The sequence below is a fragment of the Aestuariivivens marinum genome (genome assembly GCF_022662175.1).
GTDB lineage: Bacteria > Bacteroidota > Bacteroidia > Flavobacteriales > Flavobacteriaceae > Aestuariivivens > Aestuariivivens marinum.
The window spans coordinates 244471-270579 of the sequence record NZ_JAKMCR010000003.1 but is presented as its reverse complement, the minus strand read 5'-3'; the positions used below and the strand labels follow the sequence as shown (position 1 = coordinate 270579).

Below are 26109 nucleotides of genomic sequence, written 5' to 3'. Positions count from 1 at the left end.
TTGGTTATCTAAAATACAAAAATAAATGATTATTTTTGGCAACATCATGACGGCTAGTTACCAAAAACACATCCTAGAATTTAAACAACCCAGCGGTACATCAAGAGGTATATTACAAACTAAGGAAACTTGGTTTATTGTTATATTCGAAAAAGATAAGTTTGGAGTGGGGGAGTGTGGCCTTTTTAGAGGGCTTTCTATTGATGACCGACCCGATTTTGAAGAACAATTAAAATGGGCATGCGATAATATTGACTTAGGCTTAGATAAATTGTTCAGTGAGCTTGTGGAACTACCAAGCATACAATTTGGTTTAGAAACGGCTTTCAAATCCTTAGCTTCTAACAATCCTTTTCATTTATTTCCGTCACCATTTATTGATGGAACCGATAGTATCCCCATTAATGGCCTAATATGGATGGGCAGTGAAACCTTTATGAAGCAACAAATAAAGGAAAAAATTGAAGCTGGATTTACTTGTATAAAAATGAAAATTGGAGCCATCGATTTTCAAACAGAATTAGGCCTAATAAAATCCATTAGACAAGAATTTGGCCCTAAGGACATTGAAATTAGGGTAGATGCCAATGGTGCTTTTTCAGCACCTGAAGCTATGGAAAAATTAAAATTCTTATCGGACCATCAGTTACATTCCATAGAACAGCCAATAAAACAAGGCCAGTGGCAAGAAATGGCTAAACTTTGTGAACAGACGCCATTACCAATTGCTTTGGATGAAGAGCTAATAGGTGTTTTTTCTGTAACAAAAAAACAAAAGTTGCTACAAACCATAAATCCACATTATATTATTTTAAAACCCAGTTTAATTGGTGGCTTTCAAGGAAGTGATTTATGGATAGAGTTGGCCGAGCAACAAAACATAGGATGGTGGATTACCAGTGCGTTAGAGAGTAATGTAGGTTTAAATGCTATAGCACAATATACCTATAGCAAGCATAGCCAACTACCACAGGGCCTTGGCACAGGAGGGTTGTTTACAAATAATTTTGATTCTCCCTTACAAGTAGAAAATGGTAATTTACATTATAATCTTAACATTGGTTGGAACTTTAAACTTTAAAACTTAAATATGTATATAGCACAAGCATTTAATGTATTGCATGATTGGTGGCGTTATTTAATAGGTGTATTTATTGTAATTTTTGCAGTTATAATAGGTCAGCTACCTTTTACCTTCGCTGTTTTATACAAATCGTTTACCAACGGAGAGGGTCTAAATAATTTGGATGAAACTAAAATGATGCAATTACTGGAACCAAATTTAAACCTGCTTTTAATGTTGTTGTCGTTTGCTGCTGGTTTGGTAGCAGTTATTTTTGTAAGCAGGATTTTGCATAAACAGTCCTTAACCCACTTAACTACCAGTAGACCTAAAATAGATTGGAAACGGTTTTGGTTTATTTTTATACTTTGGGGCGTGGTATCAAGTAGCATGGTTATTATTGACTATTTATACATTAGTCCGGAGCATTATCTTTTTAATTTTAAACTGATTCCCTTTTTAGTATTATGTGCTATAGCCATTATTTTTGTACCCTTACAAACCAGTTTTGAGGAATATTTGTTTAGAGGGTATTTAATGCAGGGCATTGGTGTGATTGCTAAAAACAAATGGATACCACTCATACTAACATCGGTTGTTTTTGGATTGTTGCACATTGCCAATCCAGAGGTTGACAAACTGGGTTACGTGATAATGGTTTATTATATAGGAACTGGTTTGTTTTTAGGCATTATGACCTTAATGGACGAAGGTTTGGAATTGGCCTTAGGCTTTCATGCTGCCAACAACCTATTTACGGCATTGCTGGTTACCGCAGATTGGACAGCGTTTCAAACACACTCCGTTTTAAAAGATATGAGCAATCCAGAAACTATGGGAGTAGGTGAAATCTTTGTGCCCGTATTTGTGATTTTTCCCATTTTGCTTTTTATTTTAGCCAAGAGATATAGCTGGACCAATTGGAAGGAAAAGCTGTTTGGAAGGGTAGAAGAACCTATGGAAGATAATTATAGGGTTGTTGAATAATCTAATAGACTTTATATCAAAATATCAAACAATAAAGAGTGAGGCTGGAAGGACAGGGGCAAAGTATAATACTACAAATACTTGGATAGTGAAGAATTAGTTTGTAGTTTGACTAAAAAAATCAAATGGATCAAGAATTTAGTAAAAAAAGAAGGTCAACTTTAAAAAAGATAGTTGCTTCATTAGGGGTGTTAGCAATGCCTCCAATTGTGTTATCTCAGGAATGTACAATCAACAAAAAACGTAAACGTCTTTTAAAAATAGCCCACATTACAGATGTTCATATATCTGAAGACAACAATGCCCCTGAACGCTTTAAAAAATGTTTGAAAGACATAAAAGCGCATAAGGTTGATTTTTTTCTTAATGGAGGGGATACCATTATGGCTGCCGATTATGGACATATCACTAGAGATCAGGTACTCAGCCAATGGGAATTATGGAAAGCGCTCAGAAAGGAGTTTATAGAATATGATATGTTTAGTTGTTTGGGGAACCATGATATGTGGTGGGCAGCGCCTGATAAAGCTGATGCCATGTATGGTAAGGATTATGTTGTGAAAAATTTAGGCATCCCAAACAGATACTATAGTTTCAAAAAAAAGCATTGGTATTTTTTAATATTAGACAGCAACAATAAAAATGCAGGATCCCTTGATGAAGAACAACGCAACTGGTTAGAAAACGAACTTCTTAAAATGCCCAAAGAAGCAAATGTGTTGGTAATGACACACTATCCCATTCTTGGAGTTAGTACAATTCCTTATGGAGGTAGCCACACCGATAGTAAATACATCACCAAGTTATTTTATAAACATAAAGACAAAAACATTCATTGTATAAGCGGTCACATGCATTTATTGGACAAGGCTGTTTATAATGATGTCAACTATTATTGTAATGGCTCCATGAGCGGCTTTTGGTGGGGTGATGGAGATGAGGATTCTGCTGGAAAATGTTGGTATCACGAAACACCACCCGGGTATACCATTCTAGAATTATTTGATGACGGAAGTTTAAAAAACACATATTATCCCCATATTTATTGATTTACTAAGCAGAATTACTTGAGTTTCGAATATCCAAGCGAATCACTACGCTGCAGCCTTTTTTAAGGTATTTGCTTTATATGACGAATGTCATTAAAAAAAAGGCTGTACTTTTTTAACTTTAAACAATTCTAAAGTTAAAAGTAATCATGAAAATTTCAAATCTTTCATTTATTAAAACTACGTGCTATAATGTATTTATTATTGGTTTTTTATTTTTATTAACGGCCTGTAACAATGGCCCTTCAAAAGATAAAACAAATAAGACAGCAACCAAGGATACTGTAAAATTTGAGACTATTTATTGGAATGTTAAAGCCATCCATCCAAATGGACAAAGTCTCGATATCAAAATGTTTGATAACGCAGGAGAATCTTTCGATATAAAGGCTATTCAAAACTCCGATCAAGATAACCTACTAGATGTAAAAGCTATTGTTGATGGTGAGATATTGCCTGTTAAGGTATTAGTAAGTAAAAATCAATATACACCTGTTGTAGCCATAACAGATGCTGGTAGTGCTTACAAGCTTAAAGCCATAACTCCAGAAGGGGAGGAATTTGAAATCATAGGCGTCGTTAGATTTGGAAATGTTGTTATTATCAAAGCCCTTACCAGTAAGGGAAAGTTCTATGGTGTTAAAGCCATTTCGCCAACGGGGCAACTTAATGATATTAAAGGAATAAAAATCAATTCCCAAGATAGAGAGATGACTTTAAAAGGCCATAGTATTTATGCACATGTAAAAGCAATGCATCCATCTGATAATGAAGATAATTTTACACTACCAAAGAAAAACATAACCAAAGGGCCTTATAAAAGTAATTTCGAAAGAATTATCTGGAATATTAAAGCGATAACCCCCGATGGTAAAAACCTGGATATAAAAGCTATTGATGCAAAAGGCAATATATTTGATGTAAAAGCTATACAAGACTCTAAACAACATAGTTTTATGGATATAAAAGCCCTTGTTGAGGGTACAGAATTACCGGTAAAAATATTGCAAAGATCAACTTCAGAGGAGTATGCCCCCATTAAGGCTATTGGAACAGACGGTACCATTTACGACATTAAGGCATTGACAGAAGACCAGAAAAAATTAGATATAAAAGGCATTAGTAGATCAGGAAATATTATTCATGTTAAAGCTATTGACGAAAATGGGGAGTTTTACGGTGTTAAGGCATTTGCTCCAGACGGAAAACTTAATGCAGTAAAAGGTATTAAGATTTTTAACAGAACAGTGGAGATGAAAGTACAAGGACATCCAGTATATGCACATTTAAAAGCTATAAGTCAATAACCTGTTTTTGAACACTAGAAGTAAATGTCTTGCTCATTTGTGTCATAAAACAATCGAGCGCTTGGTAGCGGCTTGTGGTTATTATTAAAACCATAGCTAAATGTTGTTTTAATATTGAATCATCCACTGGATAATCCAATATTAAAAGTGTACTATAATTTATATTATGTCAAATAGAATATTGAACTAATAATTATTTAATTAAACTATTGGGATATTACTGCTACTCCATTGCATAACCCTATTCATTGTCCAAACCAATGTTATCCTCTTCTTTATTTAATTTTAAATAACCATTGCCTTTCAGTTTAAACGATTTATAATCCTCTTTACTAAATGACATAAAATTTGATGATCGCCGATAGGCATCCTGAAAATCGGCATGCTTTTTCTTTTTGGTTTCAGTGTTTTTGGTTTCCATAAGTGTACTAATTTATGAAACAATAGCAATGAATTGATATGTAATTGAAGCTAGACAATTGCTAAATTCATCATAAATATAGTATTTATTTTTAAATGCTCCCTTATATTTGCGCCTTTAAATACCCCAGCTATGAAAAACCAACCTAAGGATAAAACCTCTAAATCGCGTTTGCAACTCCTTCATCAATATTATAGCTATACTGGTTTTTATACATTTGTTTGGAGTTCTGTTAAACAAGCTATTCCCCTTTTAAGTATTATTATAATTACTGTTTTTGTTGTCAATGAGTTTTATAATATTAATACCGCATTAGTTTATTTAACAGAAACTTTACCAACTCTTGGTGTTTTGGCATTCTTTTTTGGTTCAGAAACCGTTTTGGGTCTTGTACCTCCAGAAATATTTATTGCTTGGGCTGGAAAAATGAAACAACCATGGTTATATCTTACAATATTGGCTATGCTATCCTATGTTGGTGGATTATTAACTTATATGATTGGTAAAGGCATAACCAGCTTACCCAAGGTTCATAATTATATGGAGGTTAAAATGAAAACCCAACTAAAACAATCCAGAAAATGGGGCGGTTTTTTAATCATTGTTGGAGCCTTATTGCCACTACCCTTTTCTATTTCCTGTCTTGCAGCTGGTCTTATTGATTTTCCGTTTAAGCGTGTAATACTTTACGGGTCGTTGAGACTGTTGCGCTTTTTATTGTATGGGCTTGTTATTTTCCATGTAGTATAAAAAAAAGCTATTTATACAGTTTTTATCGTATCAATAGCTTTTTTAAAAAACGCTGATTATTTATAAAATGAATGTGAAATAATAATTACATTCATTTTAAAGCCACTCTCTGAAGAAATCCATCATTTCTTCTTTTAAATCGTAATGTAACTTAATATAAGTTCGCATATCATCTTTTAGGGTGTTTTGCTCATTTTGTAAGCGACCATCAATATTTTCGTTGTAATCTGCCTTATAAATATTGGCCAATTTGTTTCTACAGCGGTGCTTTAATTTTGAAATGGCAGCCTTTTCTATCATGATCCTATTTTGAAAATTTTCAATGGACATGTTAGCCCGTTTATCGAATGTTCGGCCTGCAATTTCTTCCAATTTTTCTTCAAACGTATCCATTTCATTAAAATGAAACTGTAGTTCCCTTTTCCAGGTGTCTAAATTGAATTTAAGATCACTTAAATAATTTGCTTTTACTATCATGGCATTTATATTAAATTATACTTCTTCTTTTACGAGTTGTTCTTGTATGTTGTTTGGCACCAGTTGGTACGATGAAAATTTAGAACTAAATGTGGCCTTTCCCTGAGTTAACGACCTTAAATCGGTAGAATAGCCATACAATTCAGCTGCTGGTATGGTACACTTTAATATTTGGTAATTATCCAAGTTATCAAAGCCCTGAATAATGGAACGTCTGGACTGAAGGTCGGTCATAACATTACCTACCATATCTTCTGGCACCTTAACGGTTAGTTCGTTGGTGGGTTCCAATAACTTAGGATTTGCATTTAGAAAGGCTTCTTTAAAAGCATGCGCTCCAGCTATTTTAAAGGATATATCATTAGAGTCTACTGGATGCATCTTACCATCATACACCATTACACGAACATCACGGATGTAAGACCCCGTAAGTGGTCCCTCCTCCATTACTTCCATAACACCTTTCATAATAGAAGGCAAATAGCGTAGATCAATAACACCGCCCACAATACAATTGTAAAAAACGAGTTTACCGCCCCATGGTAAATCCACTTCTTCTTTTCCTCTTATATTAAAGCCTTCAGGCTCTGGCATACCTTCAAACCAAGGTTCTATTTTTAAATGTACTTGGGCAAACTGTCCAGAGCCTCCCGACTGCTTTTTATGGCGGTAATTGGCCGTAGAGGAACGTTGTATGGTTTCCCTATACTTTATTTTTGGTTTGCTATAGGTTGCGTTTATACCATATTCATTTTTTAAGGTCCAATCAATAATGGCTAAATGCAGTTCACCTTGACAACCCAATATTTGCTCTTTAGACTCCTTAGAATAGTTAATAAGTACAGTAGGGTCTTGTTTGTGGATTTTTTTAAGTGCTTCACTAAGTTTTTCATCATCGGCCTTATTGGTCACAGTAATAGCCTTTTGAATACGAGGTTCAGGGTACTGAATGGGTTTAATGGTAATGGGTTTATTACCGGTATATAGTGTATCGTTGGTTTCGGTGAACTTTAGTTTTAGGGTCGCTCCAATATCACCAGTCGACAATTTGTTTACGGGTTCCCTATTTTTTCCATCCATAATAAACAGTTGGTTTATCACTTCGGTTTCACCATTTCTGGAATTGGTGAACTTATCATTTACATTTACCTCTCCAGATTTTACCTTAAAAAAGGTAATTTGCCCCAGATTGGATTGGTAAAGGGTCTTAAACACAAAAAGTGATGTGGTTGCATCAACTTTAGGGGTTATCTCATCGCCTTCTATACTTTGTTCTGGCTTTAAGTCGGCTGCAGCTGGAGCTACGTTATCAATAAAGCCCATTAATCGACCAGTACCCATATCCTGAAGTGCAGATACACAAAACACAGGAAACAAATCGTGGTTTAACATCCCCAGCTTAATACCTTTTCGCATTTCATCCTCACTAAGCGTACCCTTATCAAAGTACAGTTCCATAAGTTCCTCATCATTTTCGGCCGCTTTTTCAACCAATTCGTTGTGTAAATAGTCTGCCTTCTCCTTTTCGTTCTCTGGAATTGCTATTTTTTCCGGTTTCCCACCATTTGGTCCAAATTTGTAGCACTTCATTTTTAACACGTCGATAATGCAGTGTGAACCATCTAGTTTTATAGGATATTGAATCTGGACAGCATTATTCCCAACTAAGTTTTTAATACTTTTTAAGGCATCATCAAAATGACAATCGGGGTGATCGATTTGATTAATAATAAATAAGGTTGGCTTGTTATATTTATCGGTATAGTTCCAGATAATTTCAGTGCCAACCTCAATGCCATGCCTACCGTTTATAACGGCGGCAACCGTGTCTCCAACCCTGATGGATGAAATGATTTCACCAATAAAATCATCCAAACCGGGAGTATCAATAATATTGATCTTGTAATTGCGCCACTCGGTGTGTAAGGGTGTTGCAAATATTGAAGCCTGACGTTCCTGCTCAATATCATGATAATCGGATGTTGTATTTTTATCCTCAATTGTTCCACGTCTAGTAATCAAACCAGCTTCAAATAACATGGTTTCTGCCAAAGTAGTTTTACCACTATCGTGAGCACCCACAAAAACTACATTTTTAATGTGCTTATCGTCAAATACTTTCATACACTTATGGTTTAAATGTTTGTAATAGCCCTTAATAAAAAAAGATATATTTAGGCTTTAAGATGACCTAAAATTAATTCCTTAATTTACGAAAAAATATGATTAAAATCATTTTATAAATATTCTTAATACTACCGTAACAAAAATGTATATCAATTCACCTGTATATTACAATGTCTGTCCTATTTTTGCAAAAAAAATAATATGTCGTTTTTAAGTGTTTTTAGAATTATAGCTCTATTGGAAGGGGTGTCTTATATCCTGTTACTTTTTATTGCCACCCCAATTAAATATACGCTAGATAATCCGCAGTATGTAAAGTTGCTGGGTATGCCCCATGGACTACTATTTATAGCATATATCGCCACAGCAATGCTGCTTAAGTCCAGTTTAAACTGGAGTTCAAAAAAATTTAATTATGTGCTTTTAGCTGCTATTGTTCCTTTTGGAACTTTTTATATTGATAGAAAATATTTAAAATAATATGAAAGATATAAGACGCTTACTTTTTGACTATTTATTAGAAACAGGAATTAATCAAGTTACGGCCAAATATCTAAATATGTTTGCGCTTTTGCTGGTTTTATTGATTATTCTTTACCTAACGGATTTTCTAATTAGAAAACTGGTACGGGTAACCTTTATAAATTTAGCCCGAAAGACCAGAACCCATTTTGATGATTTATTGATTACCAATAAAGTACCCAGGAACATTGCGCATATTATTCCGTTATTGATTGCATTGGAATTTATACCGCATGTACTCTTTCAATTTGAATGGTTGGAAAATATTGTTGAAAAAGGGCTTAAAGTATTTGCTATAATACTAACGCTTTGGATCGTTAGAAGTCTTTTAAACACACTCGAGGATTATTTTAAAACCTTACCACGGTTAAAGGACAAGCCTGTTGATAGTTATATCCAAGTATTTATGATTTTTGCATGGATATTTGGTGTTTTTGGAGCATTTGCTATTGTTAGTAACATCAAATTTTTAGAGTTTTTGGCTGGAATAGGAACGGCTTCGGCTATTATCCTGTTAATCTTTAAAGACACCATTTTAGGTTTTGTTGCCAGTATACAGGTATCCATTAACGACATGGTGCGTATTGGTGATTGGATTACCTTCGAAAAATTTGGAGCCGATGGTGATGTAATAGAGATTAATCTTGCAACTGTTAAAGTACAAAACTTCGATAAAACCATCACCACCATTCCAACTTATGCTTTAATTTCCGATTCGTTTAAAAACTGGCGAGGTATGGTGAATTCTGATGGACGACGCATTAAACGTGCTTTAATAATTGAATTAAACAGCATACACTATCTATCTGAAAATGAAACAGATAAACTTAAAGATATTCAATTAATTTCAGAATACTTAAATACACGTCAAAAGGATATTGAGACTTATAACGAAAGCCACAATATTGATAAGTCCTTATTGTTGAATGGTAGAAACTTAACCAATATTGGAGTGTTCAGAAAATATGTTGAATCATATATAGAAAAGCATTCGGCTGTGAACAAGGATATGATCATCATGACCAGACAATTAGAGCCCACAACCCAAGGCTTGCCTTTGGAAATTTATTGTTTTAGCAAAGACAAACGTTGGCAAAATTATGAATATATCATGGCTGATATTTTTGATCATTTAATTGCTGCCGTTCCGTATTTCAATTTAAGGCTATACGAATTACCGACCAGCACAGGTTTTGGTACTATACAAAAAAAGAGTCAGTAATTCTGACTCTTTTTATATTATAACTTAATCTTGCTTTTTTTAGATATTCGCAGCCAACCAATCCCCTACTTCTTTAGTACCAAATGCTTTTCCTCCATTGGCTAAATCTTCCGTAACAATACCTTTAGCCAGAGCTTTGTTTACCACTTCTCTTATAGCTTTACCTTCTTCAGGTAAATTAAAAGCGGTTTCAAACATCATAGCTGCCGATAAAACAGTTGCCATTGGGTTGGCGATATTTAATCCTGTTGCTTGTGGATAAGAACCATGGATAGGTTCAAATAAAGCAATATCTGCACCCATAGAAGCCGATGGCATTAAGCCCATAGATCCAGAAATGACAGAGGCTTCATCGGTTAAAATATCCCCAAATAGATTCTCGGTAATTAACACGTCATAACTGTTTGGCCATTGCACTAAACGCATTGCAACAGCGTCAACAAACTCATAACTTACCTCTACTTCTGGATAGTCCTTTTCCATAGCTTGAACAGTCTCTCTCCATAAACGAGAGGTCTCCAAAACATTAGCTTTATCAACACAACATAGTTTTTTACGACGATTCATGGCTAATTCAAAACCTTTTTTAGCTAAGCGTTGTACTTCGGCACGTGTATAAACGCAATTATCATAAGCCGTTTCGCCTTCATCCCTTCTGCCTTTTTCGCCAAAGTATATACCACCAGTCAATTCACGTAAAAACACTAAATCAGTGCCCTCTATACGCTCCTGTTTTAAAGGTGATTTATCCAATAATGACGGAAATGTAAACGTAGGGCGTACATTAGCAAACAACCCTAATTTTTTACGCATTTTCAACAAGCCTTGCTCTGGACGTACGGGTGCCGAAGGGTCGTTATCGAATTTTGGATGACCAATGGCACCAAACAACACTGCATCGGCATTGGCACAAACGGCATGGGTTTCATCTGGGTAAGGTTCGCCAACAGCATCAATGGCTGCTGCTCCTGTTAATGCAGGTTTCCAATTAATCTCATGTCCAAATTTTTTAGCAACCGCATCACTTACTTTTACTGCTTGTTCTATAACTTCTGGTCCAATACCATCTCCAGCTAAAAGAGCTATATTAAATTTCATGTATTTTAGTTATTTGTTATTTTTATTTTAAATCTATCTGTATTCTTAGTTAACAACTATATTCAGCATTTTTTCAGTCGCTTTAATAGCCGATACCGTTTGATCGGAATCCAAACCACGTGTTTTAAATTCCTTTTCAGAATTTTTCCAAGTAATGGTTGTTTCACATAAGGCATCGGAACGGCTTCCGGGAGGAATTCGTACCGCATAATCTATAAGATCTGGTAATGCCGTCTTTTTTCTTTTAAATATGCTACGAATTGCATTCATAAAGGCATCAAACTGCCCATCTCCTTGGGCGTTTTCCTCAAACGTATCATCTTCAATGGTTATTGACACCGTTGTTGAAGGCCTAAGACCTTTGGAATGGGTCAACACATACGAGTTTACCTTAACTTTTTCTTCATAGCTGTTATCCAAAACATCCGAAATGATATAAGGCAGATCTTCTTTGGTTACCATTTGCTTTTTATCCCCCAACTCAATAATTCGCTGTGTGACCTTACGTAGATCCTCATCATTCAATTGAAGACCCAGCTCCTGTAAATTTTTTTGAATGTTAGCTTTACCGGAGGATTTTCCTAAGGCATATTGTCGTTTTCTACCAAAACGCTCAGGCATTAAATCGCTAAAATATAGGTTTTTCTTGTTGTCGCCATCAGCATGTATGCCTGCTGTTTGTGTAAAGACGTTAGCCCCAATAATGGGTTTGTTGGCAGGAATCATAACCCCAGTAAAGTTTTCTACCAATTTACTTACAGTATACAGTACTTTTTCGTTTACCCCTATTTTTATTTCAGGTAAAAAGTCATTAATAACAGCAATAGTACTCGCCATAGGGGCATTACCAGCACGTTCTCCCATACCATTAACCGTTAAATGCAAACCATCAATTCCAGCTTTAAGCGCCTCCATGACATTCGATACCCCTAAATCGTAATCGTTATGGGCATGGAAATCAAAATGCAGATAAGGATATATGCTTCGTATTTCGGAAATAAACTCATAGGACTCCCTTGGAGTTAAAATGCCCAAGGTATCCGGAAGCATGATACGCTTAACGGGTTGGGTTGCCAAAAAGGCTAAAAACTCCAATACATAATCTTTGGAGTGCCTCATGCCATTACTCCAGTCCTCTAAATACACATTGGTTTCTATTCCCTTAGATTTAGCTTGTGCAATAACTTCTGAAATTTCCTTAAAATGCTGTTCCGGTGTTTTTTTAAGCTGATAGGTTAAATGGTTTAATGAACCCTTGGTGAGCAGATTTTGTACTTTTGCGCCTGCTTCAAGCATCCAATCAATAGACACACCATTATCTACAAAAGTTAATACTTCAATCTTGTCTATAAAACCTTCTTCATTGGCCCAAGAAGTTATGGCTTTAACGGCTTGAAACTCTCCTTCTGAGACACGCGCTGAAGCAATTTCAATACGGTCAACTTTTAATTCTTCCAATAAAAGTTTTGCTATGGTAAGCTTTTCAGAAGCTGAAAACGACACGCCCGAGGTTTGTTCACCATCGCGCAGTGTCGTATCCATTATTTCAATTCGTTTTGTGGTTGCCATGTATTTATAGCATCAAATCGTTAGCAAATGCTTGTATATCGTCTTTCATATTTTGAAGATAATCAATATCGTCAAAACCATTAAGTAAATTTTCCTTTTTATAACTATTGATATCAAACGATTCCTGGGCTCCAGTAGATATAATGGTAATGGTTTGCTCGGGAAGGTTTACCTCTATTTCCGTTTTAGGATCGCTATAAATAGCTTCAAAAATTTGCTCAGAGAACTCAGGGCTTACTTGTACGGGTAAAACACCTACATTCAAACAATTGTTTTTGAAGATATCGGCAAAGAAACTAGACACTACACAACGGAATCCATAATCGTAAACTGCCCATGCTGCATGCTCCCTTGAAGATCCTGAACCAAAGTTTTTACCACCTACCAATATTTTACCACCATACAATGGATTGTTTAATACAAAACTTTCCTTGGGTGTATTATCTGGATTATACCTCCAGTCCCTAAATAGGTTATCTCCAAATCCTTTACGTTCAGTTGCTTTTAAAAATCGAGCCGGAATGATTTGATCTGTATCTACATTTTCCAATGGTAATGGAACTGCTGTACTTGTTAGTATATTAAATTTATCGTATGCCATTTTATATTGTTTTTTGTTTAATCTTTGATTTGTTTGTCAATTCAATGATTATAATAATTCTCTTGGATCGGTTACTACACCAGTTACTGCAGCAGCAGCTGCAACAAGCGGACTGGCCAACATAGTTCTTGATCCAGGTCCTTGGCGTCCTTCGAAGTTTCTGTTCGAGGTACTTACGGCATATTTACCAGCAGGAATCTTATCGTCGTTCATTGCCAAACAGGCAGAGCATCCTGGTTGTCTTAAACTAAATCCAGCTTCTGTAATGATGTCTAAAATTCCTTCTTCCTTAATTTTATCTTCTACTTCATGAGATCCAGGTACTAACCAAGCAGTAATATGATTGGCTTTTTTACGGCCTTTCACGATAGAGGCAAATGCTCTAAAATCTTCAATTCTACCATTAGTACAACTGCCAAGAAATACATAATCAACTTTTTTACCAATCATGGATTCATTTTCACTATAACCCATATAGTCCAAGGATTTTTTATAGGTCGCAATACCGCCTTCAACTTCTTCAGCATTAGGAATACTTTTAGAAATACCGATACCCATACCCGGATTAGTTCCATAGGTAATCATAGGTTCTATATCACCAGCATTAAAATGGAACTCTTTATCGAATGAAGCACCATCATCAGTTTTCAATGTTCTCCAGTAGGTAATAGCTTTATCCCAAGCCTCTCCTTTTGGAGACATTGGCTTATCCTTTAAATAAGCAAATGTAGTATTGTCTGGAGCGATCATGCCACCTCTAGCTCCCATTTCTATAGATAGGTTACAAACTGTCATACGGCCTTCCATGGTCATGCTTTCAAAAACATCACCAGCATATTCCACAAAATATCCTGTAGCACCAGAAGTAGTTAATTGTGAAATAATATAAAGCGCAACATCTTTAGGTGTAACACCTTTGCTTAATTGTCCGTTAACATTAATGCGCATCTTTTTAGGCTTAGGCTGCATAATACATTGCGTAGACAATACCATTTCTACTTCTGAAGTACCAATACCAAAAGCAATAGCTCCAAATGCACCATGGGTGGACGTGTGTGAATCACCACAAACGATTGTAGCACCCGGAAAAGTAATTCCATTCTCTGGCCCCACAACGTGAACAATACCATTTTTCTTATGCCCTAACCCCCAGTGACTTATACCATGCTCCTTTGAGTTTTCTTCCAAAGCTCTTAACTGATTGGCAGAAAGGGGATCTTCAACTGGCAGATGCTGATTTATGGTTGGTGTATTGTGATCGGCCGTAGCAAACGTGCGTTCTGGATATAACACCTTCAACCCCCTGTTTTTCAGGCCTAAAAAAGCTACTGGGCTAGTTACCTCATGAATGAAATGACGATCGATAAAAAATACGTCTGGACCACCTTCAATTTTTCTAACCACATGCGAATCCCAAACTTTATCAAACAATGTATTGCTCATAAATATGTTTATTTACTATAATTTAATTTAATGCTTAAGTTTTGAGCATTATGCTGCAAAAGTTAGCAAAGTTATATCTTATTACAATTAATTAAAACTTTAAGGAGCTTTGTTGTTGAATTTTTATAAAATTACCAACATATACATTAAATATTGCATTTTTTTCAACGGAACAATATAAATGCCAATAATTTTAAAACACTATATTTTTATAGACAAACTACTAATTAAAACAGCTCTTGTTGGTCATCCTCATTGGGTATTTTTAAATTGTAACCCAACTCAGTATTAATCTTTTTTATGAAGTATGCCGATAATAAGGGAGATTCTTTTTCAATGTTCTGATGGATGAAAAAATCAATTTCCTTAATGCCCTGTAATTTCCAGAGTTTTAAACGCTCTATCCAGTCGTCCAATCGGGTATAATCCGTTACATGGTTTGCACCTACATATCTTACAAATGCCGTAGGATTGGTCAATCGCATATGAAGTAAATCACGCCTACCTGCTGTATCTACAATGATATTGGAAATATTATGAGTTTCCAATAATTGATATAATTCTTCAGCTACGACCTTATCATTATACCAATCGGTATGCCGAAATTCTATGGCTAAGGGTATTTCTTTTGGCCACTCTTTTACAAAACCAACTACCCGATCAAAATCCTTTGGTGCAAAATTATTGTGCATTTGTAAAAACATGGTGCCTAATTTTTCTTTTAAGTTGGAGGTGTTGTAGATATAATGTTCAACTACTTCTTTTATATTGTTCAAACGCTTCCAATGGCTAATTTCCTGATTGAGTTTTGGAAAAAACTTAAAGTTTTCAGGTGTTCTATTATACCAATTGGAGAATTGTTCCGCAGGAAAAATACGGTAGAATGTAGCATTAAGCTCTATGGAATTAAACTGTTTTGAGTAATATGTCAATTCATCCTTGGTGTCCTTTGGATAAAACCCTTTAAGGTCTGCTTTGTTCCATTTAGCACAGCCCACATAAATCTCAGGGGTGCTGTCATCCTTAACCTTAACCAATACTTCTTTTGTGTCTGGATGGTCTTCTGGTAGGGTAAAATCAATAGCTTCAGGATTGTCTACACTTCCAAATTTCATATGTCGTTTGCTGATTTAAATTATTAAATGGTTTAAAGATAAGGAAAACCATTATGTTGATAACCTAGTTAATAATTAGAAAACTTATGGTCATTACCTGTACCAATAATCTCTATTTTTATTTAAAACACCGAATCATGAACACAAGAGACCATAACCTAAAGCAGACGAGACCTGAGGTATTAACTGCTACCATTAATGACAACATGAGTAGTGATGAGCGTTTTCAGAATTTAGTACTACGCCCGGTAATTAAACTACAAGAGGAATTGTTTATTGTGGTTTTTAGAAATTATATCGTTAAGCACAAATCGGTATTTTATGGATTAACATTAGAAAAGCGTATTGACTACATTGAAAATGCCATACATAAGGACATGAAATTTAGAAACTCTTTAAAAGGCATGGTTATAGGTCAATTTACATTGGAAGAATACGCTATTTACATTGAAAATTCTTCTGCCTTGAACAAACGCATGATGAATCTGGTTAAGGAGCGCTTATTAAGCAATATTCAATTATTTGAAAAACCTGAGTATCTAACTGCAGTTTAATTTTGTTAAATTAAGGACACTCCGTTCAAATCAGTAGTCAACACCTCACTCATATAATCAAAATATGGACGAATGGCCTTGAAGGCTTGGTCTACTTCGTTAAGAAAATTAACATCCAATACATCCATGTCGGTAAACTTTTTAACAAATATATATTGCTTCTTTTTTATTAAATCGATGGCTTTATGATCTTTACTAAATCCTTTTGGTGCAGTCTTTACTTCATCTCCCACAAAGCCCCCCCAAATAGCTTTAAATGATTTTTCATTTATAATTTGCCTAATTTCTTCATCATCCATTTCAAACTCTTTTCGTATACGCAATAAATCAACTGGCTCTGGCTCCCAAAAACCTGTAGCAATAAAACTCTCATTGTTGGGTTGAATATGTAAATAATAACCGCCCCTTAATTTGGGTTTTGATCTGTGAAAGGCACCACCAAAATGGGTTTTGTATGGTAATTTGTTTTTAGAAAACCTTACATCACGATAGATGCGAAACATTTTAAGCTTATCGATATCGTCATGATTATTAAGGCTATCTAAAACCGTGTTGTAAACCTGTTTTACTTCTGCTTCAATGACCTTGAATTCTTTTTTATTTTCATTGAACCAGTCACGATTATTGTTTTTTTCTAATTTTTTAAAAAAATCTAATGCCGATTTTGGTACTACTATACTCATAGATGAATTTTTTTTCTAAAATACAAAAAACCTATATTTTACTAGGACTATTATGGTTAAGTTAACATTTTGGTTTACAAAAAATCAATGTTCTTAAGTATTAACCCGGAAGCTGGAGCAATATATTCTATTCTTTTTTTACTATGTAAAAGTAAACTATCCTCAATATCCATTAAAGTTAGTTTTCCTTTACCCAAGTCGATTAAAGCGCCCATCATTAAACGGATTTGGTTACGCATAAAACCTTGTCCTTTTACACGAAATAAATATGTTTTATCAGGAAAGTAGTTTGCCTTATAAATTGTATTTTCAATGAGTTCAGACATTATAATCTCACGATTATAAATGCCATTATCGGTTGGCTTATAGCAATATGATTTAAAATAATGTTTTCCCTCAAATAATTTAGCTCCTTGTTTCATTATTTCAATATCCAAATAATCTAAAATGGTTGTCATAATTGGCGCACAAAATGGATGACATTTTTCCCCATAAGCAAACAAGTAATTGTATTCTTTTACTTTTGAATGTTGAATGATGTTGAACTTTTCGTCAACTTCAAGAATATCTAATGCTCGAATATCTTGAGGTAGGTTATAATTAAAAAGCTCTAAAAAAGCATTTTGATCTTGTATAGGTTCGTCCAGAAATAATTCGAAAGCCGCCTGTTCGGCTGAAACCATAGCATCGGTACGTCCTGCACAAAGTGTTTTAAAATACTTACCTTCTAAAATATAATTTAAGGTTCGGTCTACCATTAAATGCAGTGTTTTTACATTGGGCTGTTTTTGCCAACCATGAAATCTGTAACCTAAATATTGAATGGAGATAACGTAAAAATACTTTTTCAAAATACAACAATTTATTTGATTTAGTTATAAAGCTTTGACTTCTAATATCTAAATTCCAACTTTACTTATGTCTCCTCTTTAGCTCTTCTTCAATATCTTTAAGTGTAAACCCTTTGGCTTGCAGTAAAATAAGGTAATGGAACAATAGGTCAGTTGATTCATATAAAAAATCTTTATCATTGTGAACCATGGCTTCAATAACAGTTTCAACAGCCTCCTCTCCTACTTTTTGGGCGATTTTATTAATGCCTTTTGCAAACAAACTCGCTACATAAGATTTTTTGGTGTCTTTATTGTTAATACGTTCGGCTATTACATCTTCTAAAGTTGAGAAAAAACCATAAGAAGAATTGTTTTCTTCACCCCAACAGTTATCTGTACCTGTATGACATACTGGCCCAACAGGATTGACTTGAATTAAAAGTGTGTCATTATCACAGTCGTTTTTAATGCTCACCAAATTCAAAACATTACCACTTTCCTCACCTTTTGTCCATAGTCGTTTTTTACTTCTACTAAAAAAAGTTACTTGCTTAGTTTCTATGGTTTTTTGGTAGGCTAATTCATTCATATAGCCAAGCATCAACACATTTTTGGTTGTGACATCTTGAATAATGGCTGGAACAAGTCCATTTTCGTCATATTTTATAGTCATGGTTCTTAATTTTTGAGATGCTTAAATAAATTAGGTAAGACGGTTTAATTACAATCGTACTTCTATATTATTCTTTTTTAATTCTTGTTTTAATTTTAGAATAGGTATTTCCCCAAAATGAAAGACACTGGCTGCCAAAGCGGCATCAGCTTTACCCTCTTTAAAGGTATCAATAAAATGCTTAATGTTTCCAGCTCCACCAGAAGCTATAATCGGAATGTTTAATTCGTCTGATAACTTTGCAAGTGCATTATTGGCAAATCCATTTTTAGTCCCATCGTGATCCATAGATGTGAACAGGATTTCACCTGCACCACGTTCTTCAACTTCTTTGGCCCAATCAAATAAATCCATTTCTGTTGGAATGCTGCCTCCTGCCAAATGTACTTTCCATTTTCCATCAATTTGTTTAGCGTCTATGGCTACAACCACACATTGGCTACCAAACTTATCGGCCAATTCATTTATTAATTCTGGACGTTTTATGGCAGAAGAATTAATGGAGACTTTGTCCGCACCACATTTCAATAAAGCATCAACATGCTCTACATTTGAAATACCTCCACCTACTGTAAAAGGAATATTAACCTGTTCAGCAACATGCAAAACCATGTCCAGTACAGTAGCTCTTTCTTCCAGAGTAGCCGAAATATCTAAAAACACTAGTTCATCTGCTCCCAAATCAGCATATTGCTTGGCAAGAACAACGGGATCTCCCGCATCTCTCAAATCAACAAAATTGACCCCTTTTACGGTACGTCCATCTTTAATATCTAAACAAGGTATAATTCTCTTTGTAAGCAAAACTTCTATATTTTATGGCATTGCAACCCCAATAATAGAGGGCTGTAATCTATTTTTATACTAACTGTTTAAGGATACACTTCCATTTCATATTATGGTTATCTTAATATTGTCAAACAAACTTTTCTAATTGCTTTAAACTAATTTTATTTTCATAAATAGCCTTGCCTATTATGGTTCCTTCACAGCCAATCTCTTTTAAAACAGATAATTCATCTATTTTTGAAATACCTCCCGAAGCAATTAACTTAATAGGTTGTCCACTACTGCTATTGGTACATTCTATTATGATTTGCTTATACAAATCGATAGAAGGCCCTTGCAGCATGCCATCTTTAGAAATATCGGTGCAAATTACATATTGAATGCCTTTATTTTGATAGGTCTTGATAAACGGAATCACATCTTCTGTGCTTCGTTCCTGCCAGCCACTAATGGATACCTTACCCTGATCACTATCTGCACCCAATATAATTTTTACTGAACCGTATTTTGATATCCACCCCTCAAAGGTTTTGGGATCTTTAACAGCAATACTTCCTCCAGTAATTTGTTTCGCTCCGGAATTAAAAGCAATGTGCAAGTCTTCATAGGCTTTTAATCCACCTCCAAAATCTATTTTTAAATTAGTTTTAGAGGCAATTTGTTCCAAGATCTTGTAGTTGACTATATGCTGTGCTTTTGCACCATCTAAATCAACCAAATGCAAATACTTAATCCCTGAATCTTCAAACTGCTTGGCGACTTCCAATGGATTTTCGTTATATATTTTTTTGGTGTCATAATCTCCTTTGGTTAGTCGTACACACTTTCCCTCTATAATATCTATTGCTGGTATAATTCTCATTGATTAACTTATTAATCGACCCTGAACTTTTTTCAAGGCTTTAATATTAATTTATTTTTAAGAGATACTGAAACTAGTTAAGTATACTCTAGAGTGTTAAAAAATTATTCAAAATATGCTCTCCTGCTACACTACTCTTTTCTGGATGAAACTGAACTCCATAAAAATTTTCATGCTGTAAAGCCGAAGCATAATTGATGCCATAATCGGTAGCAGCTATGGTTTCATTACAATGTTCGGCATAAAAACTATGTACCAAATACATGTATTCATTTTCCTTGATGCCTTTAAATAAATCCGATTTCAACTCCTTAATCACGTTCCATCCCATTTGTGGCACCTTAACGGAATTGGAAAACCGTTTTACATTAGTTTGAAAAATACCCAAACCCTTTGTATCACCTTCCTCAGTATATTGACACATGAGTTGCATTCCCAAGCAAATGCCCAATACAGGCTGTTTAAGGTTTGGTATTAATTCATCCAACTTACTTTCCTTAAGCTTTTTCATAGCAGAATTCGCTTCTCCAACACCCGGAAAAATAATCCTATCGGCGGTTTTGATTTCCACAGGATTATTAGACAATATAGCATCATAACCTAAACGATTAAATGCAAATTGGATGCTTTTAATATTCCCGGCTCCATAATCTATAATAACTAACTTCACTTAATTGCATATTTACGATTTCGGATACACGATTATTGAAATCGTGAATCGTTAATCTTGGTTTTTAATTATTACAGCATACCTTTTGTACTTGGCAAAAACATCTTATTGGCATCTCTTTTTACAGCCATTTTTATCGCTTTTGCAAAAGCTTTAAAAATAGCTTCAATCTTATGATGTTCATTAATTCCTTCGGCTTTTATATTCAAATTGCACTTGGCTCCATCAGTAAACGATTTAAACAAATGAAAAAACATTTCAGTTGGCATATCTCCTATTTTTTCACGCTTAAATTCAGCGTCCCATTCTAACCAATTTCTACCACCAAAATCTATAGCTATTTGAGCCAAACAATCATCCATAGGTAAGCAAAAACCATAACGCTCAATCCCCAATTTGTTACCTAAAGTCTTATGAAATACTTCTCCCAAAGCAATCATGGTATCCTCAATAGTATGGTGTTCATCTACTTCTAAATCTCCATTAACCTTAATGGTTAAATCCATTGCTCCATGACGTCCTATTTGATCCAACATATGATCGAAAAAAGATAATCCGGTACTAATATCATTATTTCCTGAACCATCTAAGTTCAGCTTAATATAAATTTGCGTTTCATTCGTATTACGGGTAATTTCCGCAACACGATCCTCTAATTTTAAAAATTCATAAATTTTCTTCCAATCATTAGTTTCAATAGCAATATAAGTGTCCAGTTCTTCACGCTTAACCGTAATTTCATTATTTCCCAAATACGTTTCATCGTTTATAAATATTCCTTTAGCTCCTAAGTTTTTGGCAAGCTCTACATCGGTAAGCCTATCCCCTATTACGAAAGAATTTTCCAAATCATATTCATCAGTAAAAAACTTAGTCAACAAGCCGGTATTAGGTTTTCGGGTAGGTGCATTATCCTTGGCATAAGTTGTATCAATATACACTTCCTTAAACTCAATGCCTTCACCCTTAAAGGTATCCATTACAAAATTATGGATGGGCCAAAACTTTTCCTCTGGATTTGATAATGTACCCAAACCATCTTGGTTGGTGACCATAACAATTTCATAATCCAGCTCTTTACAGATCTTTCCTAAGTACTGAAATACCATAGGATAAAATATTAACTTTTCGAATGCATCAACCTGTTCGTCGGCTGGTTCTTTTATTAAAGTGCCGTCTCTATCTATAAAAAGTACACGTTTCATTTATAACAAGTTTAATGTTTTTATTAATGTATTGTTCTCTTGCTTTGTGCCAACTGTAAATCGCAAACAATTTTCACAACCTGGTTGTGAAGTTCTATTTCTAACCACTATACCTTTATCGATCAATTGGTTATAGCGCATGGTTGCGTTATCAACTTTGACGAGTATAAAATTAGCATCGGAAGGATATATTTTAGAAACGAATGAAATTTTCCCCAATTCTGAAATCATAAGGTCACGTTCTTTTAGAATAGACTGTATTTGCTGTTCTGTCTGATCCTTATTTTGCAATTGTTCAATGGCTTTTTGTTGTGTTAGTTCATTAACATTATATGGTGGCTTAATGGTGTTTAAAACCGAAATAATCTTAGTCGAAGCATAACAAATACCTAAACGTATACCAGCCATACCATAAGCTTTGGAAAGTGTTTGCGTTACAATTAAATTGGGGTATTTCTCTAATTTGGCAATCCAACTAGGTTCGGGCGCAAAATCTATATAAGCCTCATCTATAACTACAATGCCTCTAAATTCCTTTAATAATCGCTCTATTAATTCTGATGAAAAACTGTTACCAGATGGATTGTTAGGAGAACATAGAAATAATAATTTACTGTTGGTAGCGGCGATATCTAAAATTCTATCAACCTGAGGTTGAAAATCATCTGATAATTGAACTTCTTTTATGTCAACTGCATTGATATTTGCCAATACACTATACATGCCATAAGTTGGTGGCAACGTAATAATATTATCTAGATTAGGTTCACAAAAAGCTCTAAAAATTAAATCCAACACTTCATCACTTCCATTTCCCAAAAGAATTTGTTCTTGTGGAATTTTTTTGATTTCAGACAACAAGGATTTGACTTTTTTTTGTAATGGATCCGGATAACGGTTTATACCATTTTCAAAAGGGTTTTCATTGGCATCCAAAAAAACCATATTATCATTAGTCCCTTGAAACTCATCCCTAGCCGATGAATACGGCTTAATGGATTTTATTCTTGGTCGTATTAAATCTAAAACATTCATATCATTACAAATTAGCCCAGATAGGTCTAAAAGATTTATTTTTCTAAATCCTTTAACCGAATAGTTACAGCATTTTTATGAGCTTGCAACCCTTCGGATTCTGCCATTAATTCTATTGTTTTCCCAATATTTAAAATACCCACTTCAGTTATTTTTTGAAAGGTCATACTCTTTAAAAAACTATCTAAATTCACTCCAGAATAAGCCTTACTAAATCCGTTAGTTGGTAAGGTATGGTTGGTTCCCGACGCATAATCACCTGCACTTTCAGGTGTATAATTACCTATAAAAACCGAACCTGCATTCATAATACCATCTACATAAAAACCTTCATTCTTTGTACAAATAATAAAGTGCTCTGGTCCATAGGTATTAATCAGTTTTAATGCTAATTCATCATTTTCGATATAAATAAGCTTTGAGTTTGCAATAGCTATTTTGGCTATTGCTTTACGTGGAAGAAGCTCTAATTGCTTTTCAAGCTCTTTTGAAACATCAAAAATTAAACGCTTGGATGTAGACACCAAAATAACCTGACTATCTGTACCGTGTTCGGCCTGACTTAACAAATCTGAAGCAATATAAGATGCGTTGGCGAAGCCATCGGCAACAACCAACAATTCACTTGGTCCAGCAGGCATATCGATGGCTACACCATATTTTGTTGCTAGTTGCTTTGCCACAGTCACAAACTGGTTTCCGGGACCAAAGATTTTATATACTTGGGGTATGGAATCTGTACCAAAAGTTAATGCAGCAATAGCTTGTATACCACCTACCTTAAAAATTTTAGTTACGCCACACAATGATGCCGTGTATAAAATCTCAGGGGCCACTTTGCCCGATTTATTAGGTGGAGAACATAGAACTATTTCTTTACAACCAGCTAATTTCGCAGGAACAGCCAACATTAATACTGTTGAAAATAATGGTGCTGTACCACCTGGAATATATAAACCAACATGCTCAATAGGTCTTTTTTCCTGCCAACATTGTACGCCAATTGTAGTTTCAATTTCTACCCTAGCTGTTTTTTGCGCAGCATGAAAGATTTCAATGTTTTGTTTGGCATGTTTAATGGCATCCTTTAGTTGTTTTGATACGCTATTGCTTGCTGCTTCAATCTCATCAACCGAAACCAAATTGTTTTGTATGAACACCTCATCAAACCGCTGGGTGTATTGCTGAATAGCAGAGTCACCATTTTTCTTAACGTCCTGAAAAATCTCATTAACAACACCTTCAATATCATTAACCGTTTGTGTAGGACGTTTTAAAATTTCTGGCCAACTTGCGCTATTTGGGTTTTCTATTACTTGCATACTACAATACCATTTTTTCTATAGGACAAACTAAGATGCCTTGGGCTCCTTTAGCTTTTAAATCATCAATAACATTCCAAAATTCATTTTTACTAATTACAGAATGAACAGAACTCCAACCTTCTTCTGCCAGTGGTAGAACTGTTGGACTTTTCATACCTGGAAGCACATTAATAATATCCTGTAACTTATCATTAGGGGCATTTAATAAAACGTACCGCGAATTTCTGCCTTTTAGAACTGATTGTATTCTAAATTGAACTGTTTGTAAAATAGGTTGTTTATCATCACTTAAAAGAGGAGAAACAGCTAAAACGGCTTCAGATTTTAAAATGGTTTCAACCTCTTTAAGGTTGTTTTTAAACAAAGTACTTCCACTTGATACAATATCACAAATGGCATCAGCCAAACCAATATTTGGTGCAATTTCAACAGAACCGTTGATAATGTGAAGGTTGGCATCAACCCTCTCTTTTTTCAAGAAGTCCTGAACTGTATTTGGATAGGATGTTGCAATACGCTTACCCTCTAAATCTTTTATACTATTATATTTTACAGATTTTGGAACCGCTATACATACACGACATTTTGAAAACCCCAATTTTTCAGCTATTTCTATGTCTTCTCCCTTTTCTATCAAAACATTTTCACCTATAATGGCAGCATCTACAACGCCATCTTTTAGGTATTGTGGTATATCACTATTTCTTAAATAAAATACTTCTACAGGAAAATTTCTAGCCGAGGCTTTTAACTGGTCTTTACCGTTATCAATAGAAATACCGATATCTTTTAAAATTTGCATCGAATCTTCATTCAATCGACCCGATTTTTGTACTGCAATTCTTAGCTTACTCATTTTTATTTTATTGAGTTTATATATATTATGAAATCTTCACTTGGGTGAAGACTATTTCAAATTGTAAAACAATTAGAAATAAAAAACCCGCTTGATGGTCTCAAACGGGTTAAAAATATGTTGAATTTATTCAATACATCTTCACTTCGCTTGAGAGCAAATTAGAAAATGATGATGCACATGAATAAAAGTCATTACATTGATTTATATATACAAATATCAATAATAATAGTAAACAATACCAAATATTATGGATACATTTTTTATTATTTTAAAAATAAGCAATTCTTGATTGTTTTTTTTAGCACTTAAACATTAAATAAGGCCACAAACTAAAAATATTTAAATAAACGTATATCTAACAGTTATTTTTAAGGGTTATCAATGAAAATAGTTCATATAACAAACCTATCAATTATTTAACCTTTTTTACTGCGGTTAACAATAATTCTTCACCATAATTATTTATTGCTTTTCCTTTTAACTTACCCCCTTCTTTCTTCAATTGAACATCGACGGATTCATTTTCTACATTGACATTAAAATATAAAATGTCATTTTCTACTTTTAATGATTGTGCATTAACGACACTTCCATCTTCATATACAACTTTAACGATGTATTTATTCCCTTTGTGTTCAATTATTAATGTTCCCGATTGGTATCCATAAGGAGCATCGTTACATGTATACACCCATGGGCCTTCAAAGTTTTTTAACGACTCTTGGGCATTTGTTTTAAAACAAAAAAGAAATGCTATTACTACTAATACAAAAAGATTTTTTTTCATAATTAATTAAGTTACTATTTTATATTTTATTTCATTATTCCATCCAAAATTATACAACCAATGTGTTAACACGAAAAAATAGG

General features: G+C 34.4%; 27 protein-coding genes. 8 read left to right on the top strand and 19 right to left on the bottom strand.

Features of this window, described 5'->3' with window-relative positions:
- Positions 1-46: 46 nt before the first annotated feature.
- From MR053_RS10445 to MR053_RS10430, 4 genes are all read left to right on the top strand, one after another.
- Complete coding sequence (locus MR053_RS10445; RefSeq protein WP_242132454.1) at positions 47-1081, top strand: o-succinylbenzoate synthase; 1035 nt, start codon at positions 47-49, stop codon at positions 1079-1081.
- 9 nt (positions 1082-1090) lie between these two features.
- Complete coding sequence (locus MR053_RS10440) at positions 1091-2050, top strand: CPBP family intramembrane glutamic endopeptidase (RefSeq protein ID WP_242132379.1); 960 nt, start codon at positions 1091-1093, stop codon at positions 2048-2050.
- 125 nt (positions 2051-2175) lie between these two features.
- Positions 2176-3099, top strand: a complete 924-nt coding sequence (locus MR053_RS10435; protein WP_242132378.1) for a metallophosphoesterase family protein — start codon at positions 2176-2178, stop codon at positions 3097-3099.
- A 149-nt stretch (positions 3100-3248) separates the two neighbouring features.
- Positions 3249-4406 (top strand): DUF7486 family protein, encoded by a 1158-nt coding sequence (locus MR053_RS10430; protein WP_242132377.1) that lies wholly within the window; start codon positions 3249-3251, stop codon positions 4404-4406.
- Positions 4407-4647: 241 nt separating this feature from the next.
- Here the strand turns inward: MR053_RS10430 and MR053_RS10425 are convergent, their stop codons facing one another.
- A complete protein-coding gene (locus MR053_RS10425) occupies positions 4648-4827 on the bottom strand; it encodes a hypothetical protein (RefSeq protein WP_242132376.1) in 180 nt (59 codons plus the stop codon).
- A 132-nt stretch (positions 4828-4959) separates the two neighbouring features.
- Here MR053_RS10425 and MR053_RS10420 point away from each other — a divergent pair, with 132 nt between their 5' ends.
- The gene (locus tag MR053_RS10420; protein WP_242132375.1) at positions 4960-5577 is read left to right on the top strand and encodes a YqaA family protein; all 618 of its coding nucleotides are present in this window, start codon (positions 4960-4962) and stop codon (positions 5575-5577) included.
- A 96-nt stretch (positions 5578-5673) separates the two neighbouring features.
- On the opposite strand, the gene MR053_RS10415 is transcribed toward MR053_RS10420, so the two are convergent.
- Both MR053_RS10415 and MR053_RS10410 read right to left on the bottom strand, forming a co-directional pair.
- Positions 5674-6054 carry a hypothetical protein gene (locus MR053_RS10415; protein ID WP_223548450.1) on the bottom strand — a complete coding sequence of 127 codons (381 nt, stop codon included), beginning with the start codon at positions 6052-6054 and terminating at the stop codon, positions 5674-5676.
- Between the two features lie 15 nt (positions 6055-6069).
- The gene (locus tag MR053_RS10410; protein ID WP_242132374.1) at positions 6070-8178 is read right to left on the bottom strand and encodes an elongation factor G; all 2109 of its coding nucleotides are present in this window, start codon (positions 8176-8178) and stop codon (positions 6070-6072) included.
- Positions 8179-8382: 204 nt separating this feature from the next.
- On the opposite strand from MR053_RS10410, the gene MR053_RS10405 reads away from it, so the two are divergent.
- Together MR053_RS10405 and MR053_RS10400 are read left to right on the top strand one after the other, a co-directional pair.
- Positions 8383-8661 (top strand): DUF3817 domain-containing protein, encoded by a 279-nt coding sequence (locus tag MR053_RS10405; RefSeq protein ID WP_242132373.1) that lies wholly within the window; start codon positions 8383-8385, stop codon positions 8659-8661.
- A 1-nt stretch (position 8662) separates the two neighbouring features.
- Entirely contained in the window at positions 8663-9925 is a 1263-nt protein-coding gene (locus MR053_RS10400) for a mechanosensitive ion channel family protein (protein ID WP_242132372.1), read from the top strand.
- Between the two features lie 39 nt (positions 9926-9964).
- On the opposite strand, the gene leuB is transcribed toward MR053_RS10400, so the two are convergent.
- From leuB to MR053_RS10375, 5 genes are all read right to left on the bottom strand, one after another.
- A complete protein-coding gene (gene leuB / locus MR053_RS10395; RefSeq protein WP_242132371.1) occupies positions 9965-11023 on the bottom strand; it encodes a 3-isopropylmalate dehydrogenase in 1059 nt (352 codons plus the stop codon).
- Between the two features lie 45 nt (positions 11024-11068).
- A complete protein-coding gene (locus MR053_RS10390) occupies positions 11069-12592 on the bottom strand; it encodes an alpha-isopropylmalate synthase regulatory domain-containing protein (protein ID WP_242132370.1) in 1524 nt (507 codons plus the stop codon).
- Between the two features lie 4 nt (positions 12593-12596).
- Positions 12597-13193 (bottom strand): 3-isopropylmalate dehydratase small subunit, encoded by a 597-nt coding sequence (gene leuD / locus MR053_RS10385; RefSeq protein WP_242132369.1) that lies wholly within the window; start codon positions 13191-13193, stop codon positions 12597-12599.
- Positions 13194-13241: 48 nt separating this feature from the next.
- Positions 13242-14636: a 3-isopropylmalate dehydratase large subunit gene (gene leuC, locus MR053_RS10380; RefSeq protein ID WP_242132368.1), complete on the bottom strand. Its 1395-nt coding sequence runs from the start codon at positions 14634-14636 to the stop codon at positions 13242-13244.
- A gap of 227 nt (positions 14637-14863) precedes the next feature.
- Positions 14864-15751, bottom strand: a complete 888-nt coding sequence (locus MR053_RS10375; protein WP_242132367.1) for a DUF72 domain-containing protein — start codon at positions 15749-15751, stop codon at positions 14864-14866.
- Between the two features lie 137 nt (positions 15752-15888).
- Between MR053_RS10375 and MR053_RS10370 the strand changes: the two genes are divergently transcribed.
- Positions 15889-16305 (top strand): glyoxalase, encoded by a 417-nt coding sequence (locus MR053_RS10370; RefSeq protein ID WP_242132366.1) that lies wholly within the window; start codon positions 15889-15891, stop codon positions 16303-16305.
- 5 nt (positions 16306-16310) lie between these two features.
- Here MR053_RS10370 and MR053_RS10365 read toward each other — a convergent pair whose 3' ends face one another.
- The 11 genes from MR053_RS10365 to MR053_RS10315 form a co-directional block, all read right to left on the bottom strand.
- The gene (locus MR053_RS10365) at positions 16311-16988 is read right to left on the bottom strand and encodes a DUF2461 domain-containing protein (protein WP_242132365.1); all 678 of its coding nucleotides are present in this window, start codon (positions 16986-16988) and stop codon (positions 16311-16313) included.
- A 74-nt stretch (positions 16989-17062) separates the two neighbouring features.
- On the bottom strand, positions 17063-17839 hold the full coding sequence (locus tag MR053_RS10360; protein ID WP_242132364.1) for a tRNA pseudouridine synthase A: 777 nt from the start codon (positions 17837-17839) through the stop codon (positions 17063-17065).
- A 61-nt stretch (positions 17840-17900) separates the two neighbouring features.
- Complete coding sequence (hisIE, locus tag MR053_RS10355) at positions 17901-18494, bottom strand: bifunctional phosphoribosyl-AMP cyclohydrolase/phosphoribosyl-ATP diphosphatase HisIE (protein WP_242132363.1); 594 nt, start codon at positions 18492-18494, stop codon at positions 17901-17903.
- Positions 18495-18542: 48 nt separating this feature from the next.
- On the bottom strand, positions 18543-19298 hold the full coding sequence (hisF, locus tag MR053_RS10350; protein ID WP_242132362.1) for an imidazole glycerol phosphate synthase subunit HisF: 756 nt from the start codon (positions 19296-19298) through the stop codon (positions 18543-18545).
- A 112-nt stretch (positions 19299-19410) separates the two neighbouring features.
- Entirely contained in the window at positions 19411-20145 is a 735-nt protein-coding gene (hisA, locus tag MR053_RS10345; RefSeq protein ID WP_242132361.1) for a 1-(5-phosphoribosyl)-5-[(5-phosphoribosylamino)methylideneamino]imidazole-4-carboxamide isomerase, read from the bottom strand.
- 88 nt (positions 20146-20233) lie between these two features.
- Positions 20234-20815, bottom strand: coding sequence for an imidazole glycerol phosphate synthase subunit HisH (gene hisH / locus MR053_RS10340; RefSeq protein ID WP_242132360.1), 582 nt, complete (start codon positions 20813-20815; stop codon positions 20234-20236).
- Positions 20816-20886: 71 nt separating this feature from the next.
- Positions 20887-22020: a bifunctional histidinol-phosphatase/imidazoleglycerol-phosphate dehydratase HisB gene (gene hisB, locus MR053_RS10335; protein WP_242132359.1), complete on the bottom strand. Its 1134-nt coding sequence runs from the start codon at positions 22018-22020 to the stop codon at positions 20887-20889.
- The gene (hisC, locus tag MR053_RS10330; RefSeq protein WP_242132358.1) at positions 22021-23055 is read right to left on the bottom strand and encodes a histidinol-phosphate transaminase; all 1035 of its coding nucleotides are present in this window, start codon (positions 23053-23055) and stop codon (positions 22021-22023) included.
- A 35-nt stretch (positions 23056-23090) separates the two neighbouring features.
- The gene (hisD, locus tag MR053_RS10325) at positions 23091-24377 is read right to left on the bottom strand and encodes a histidinol dehydrogenase (protein WP_242132357.1); all 1287 of its coding nucleotides are present in this window, start codon (positions 24375-24377) and stop codon (positions 23091-23093) included.
- Between the two features lies 1 nt (position 24378).
- Positions 24379-25236, bottom strand: a complete 858-nt coding sequence (hisG, locus tag MR053_RS10320; RefSeq protein ID WP_223548417.1) for an ATP phosphoribosyltransferase — start codon at positions 25234-25236, stop codon at positions 24379-24381.
- A 415-nt stretch (positions 25237-25651) separates the two neighbouring features.
- Positions 25652-26026 carry a hypothetical protein gene (locus MR053_RS10315; RefSeq protein ID WP_242132356.1) on the bottom strand — a complete coding sequence of 125 codons (375 nt, stop codon included), beginning with the start codon at positions 26024-26026 and terminating at the stop codon, positions 25652-25654.
- Positions 26027-26109: the final 83 nt, after the last annotated feature.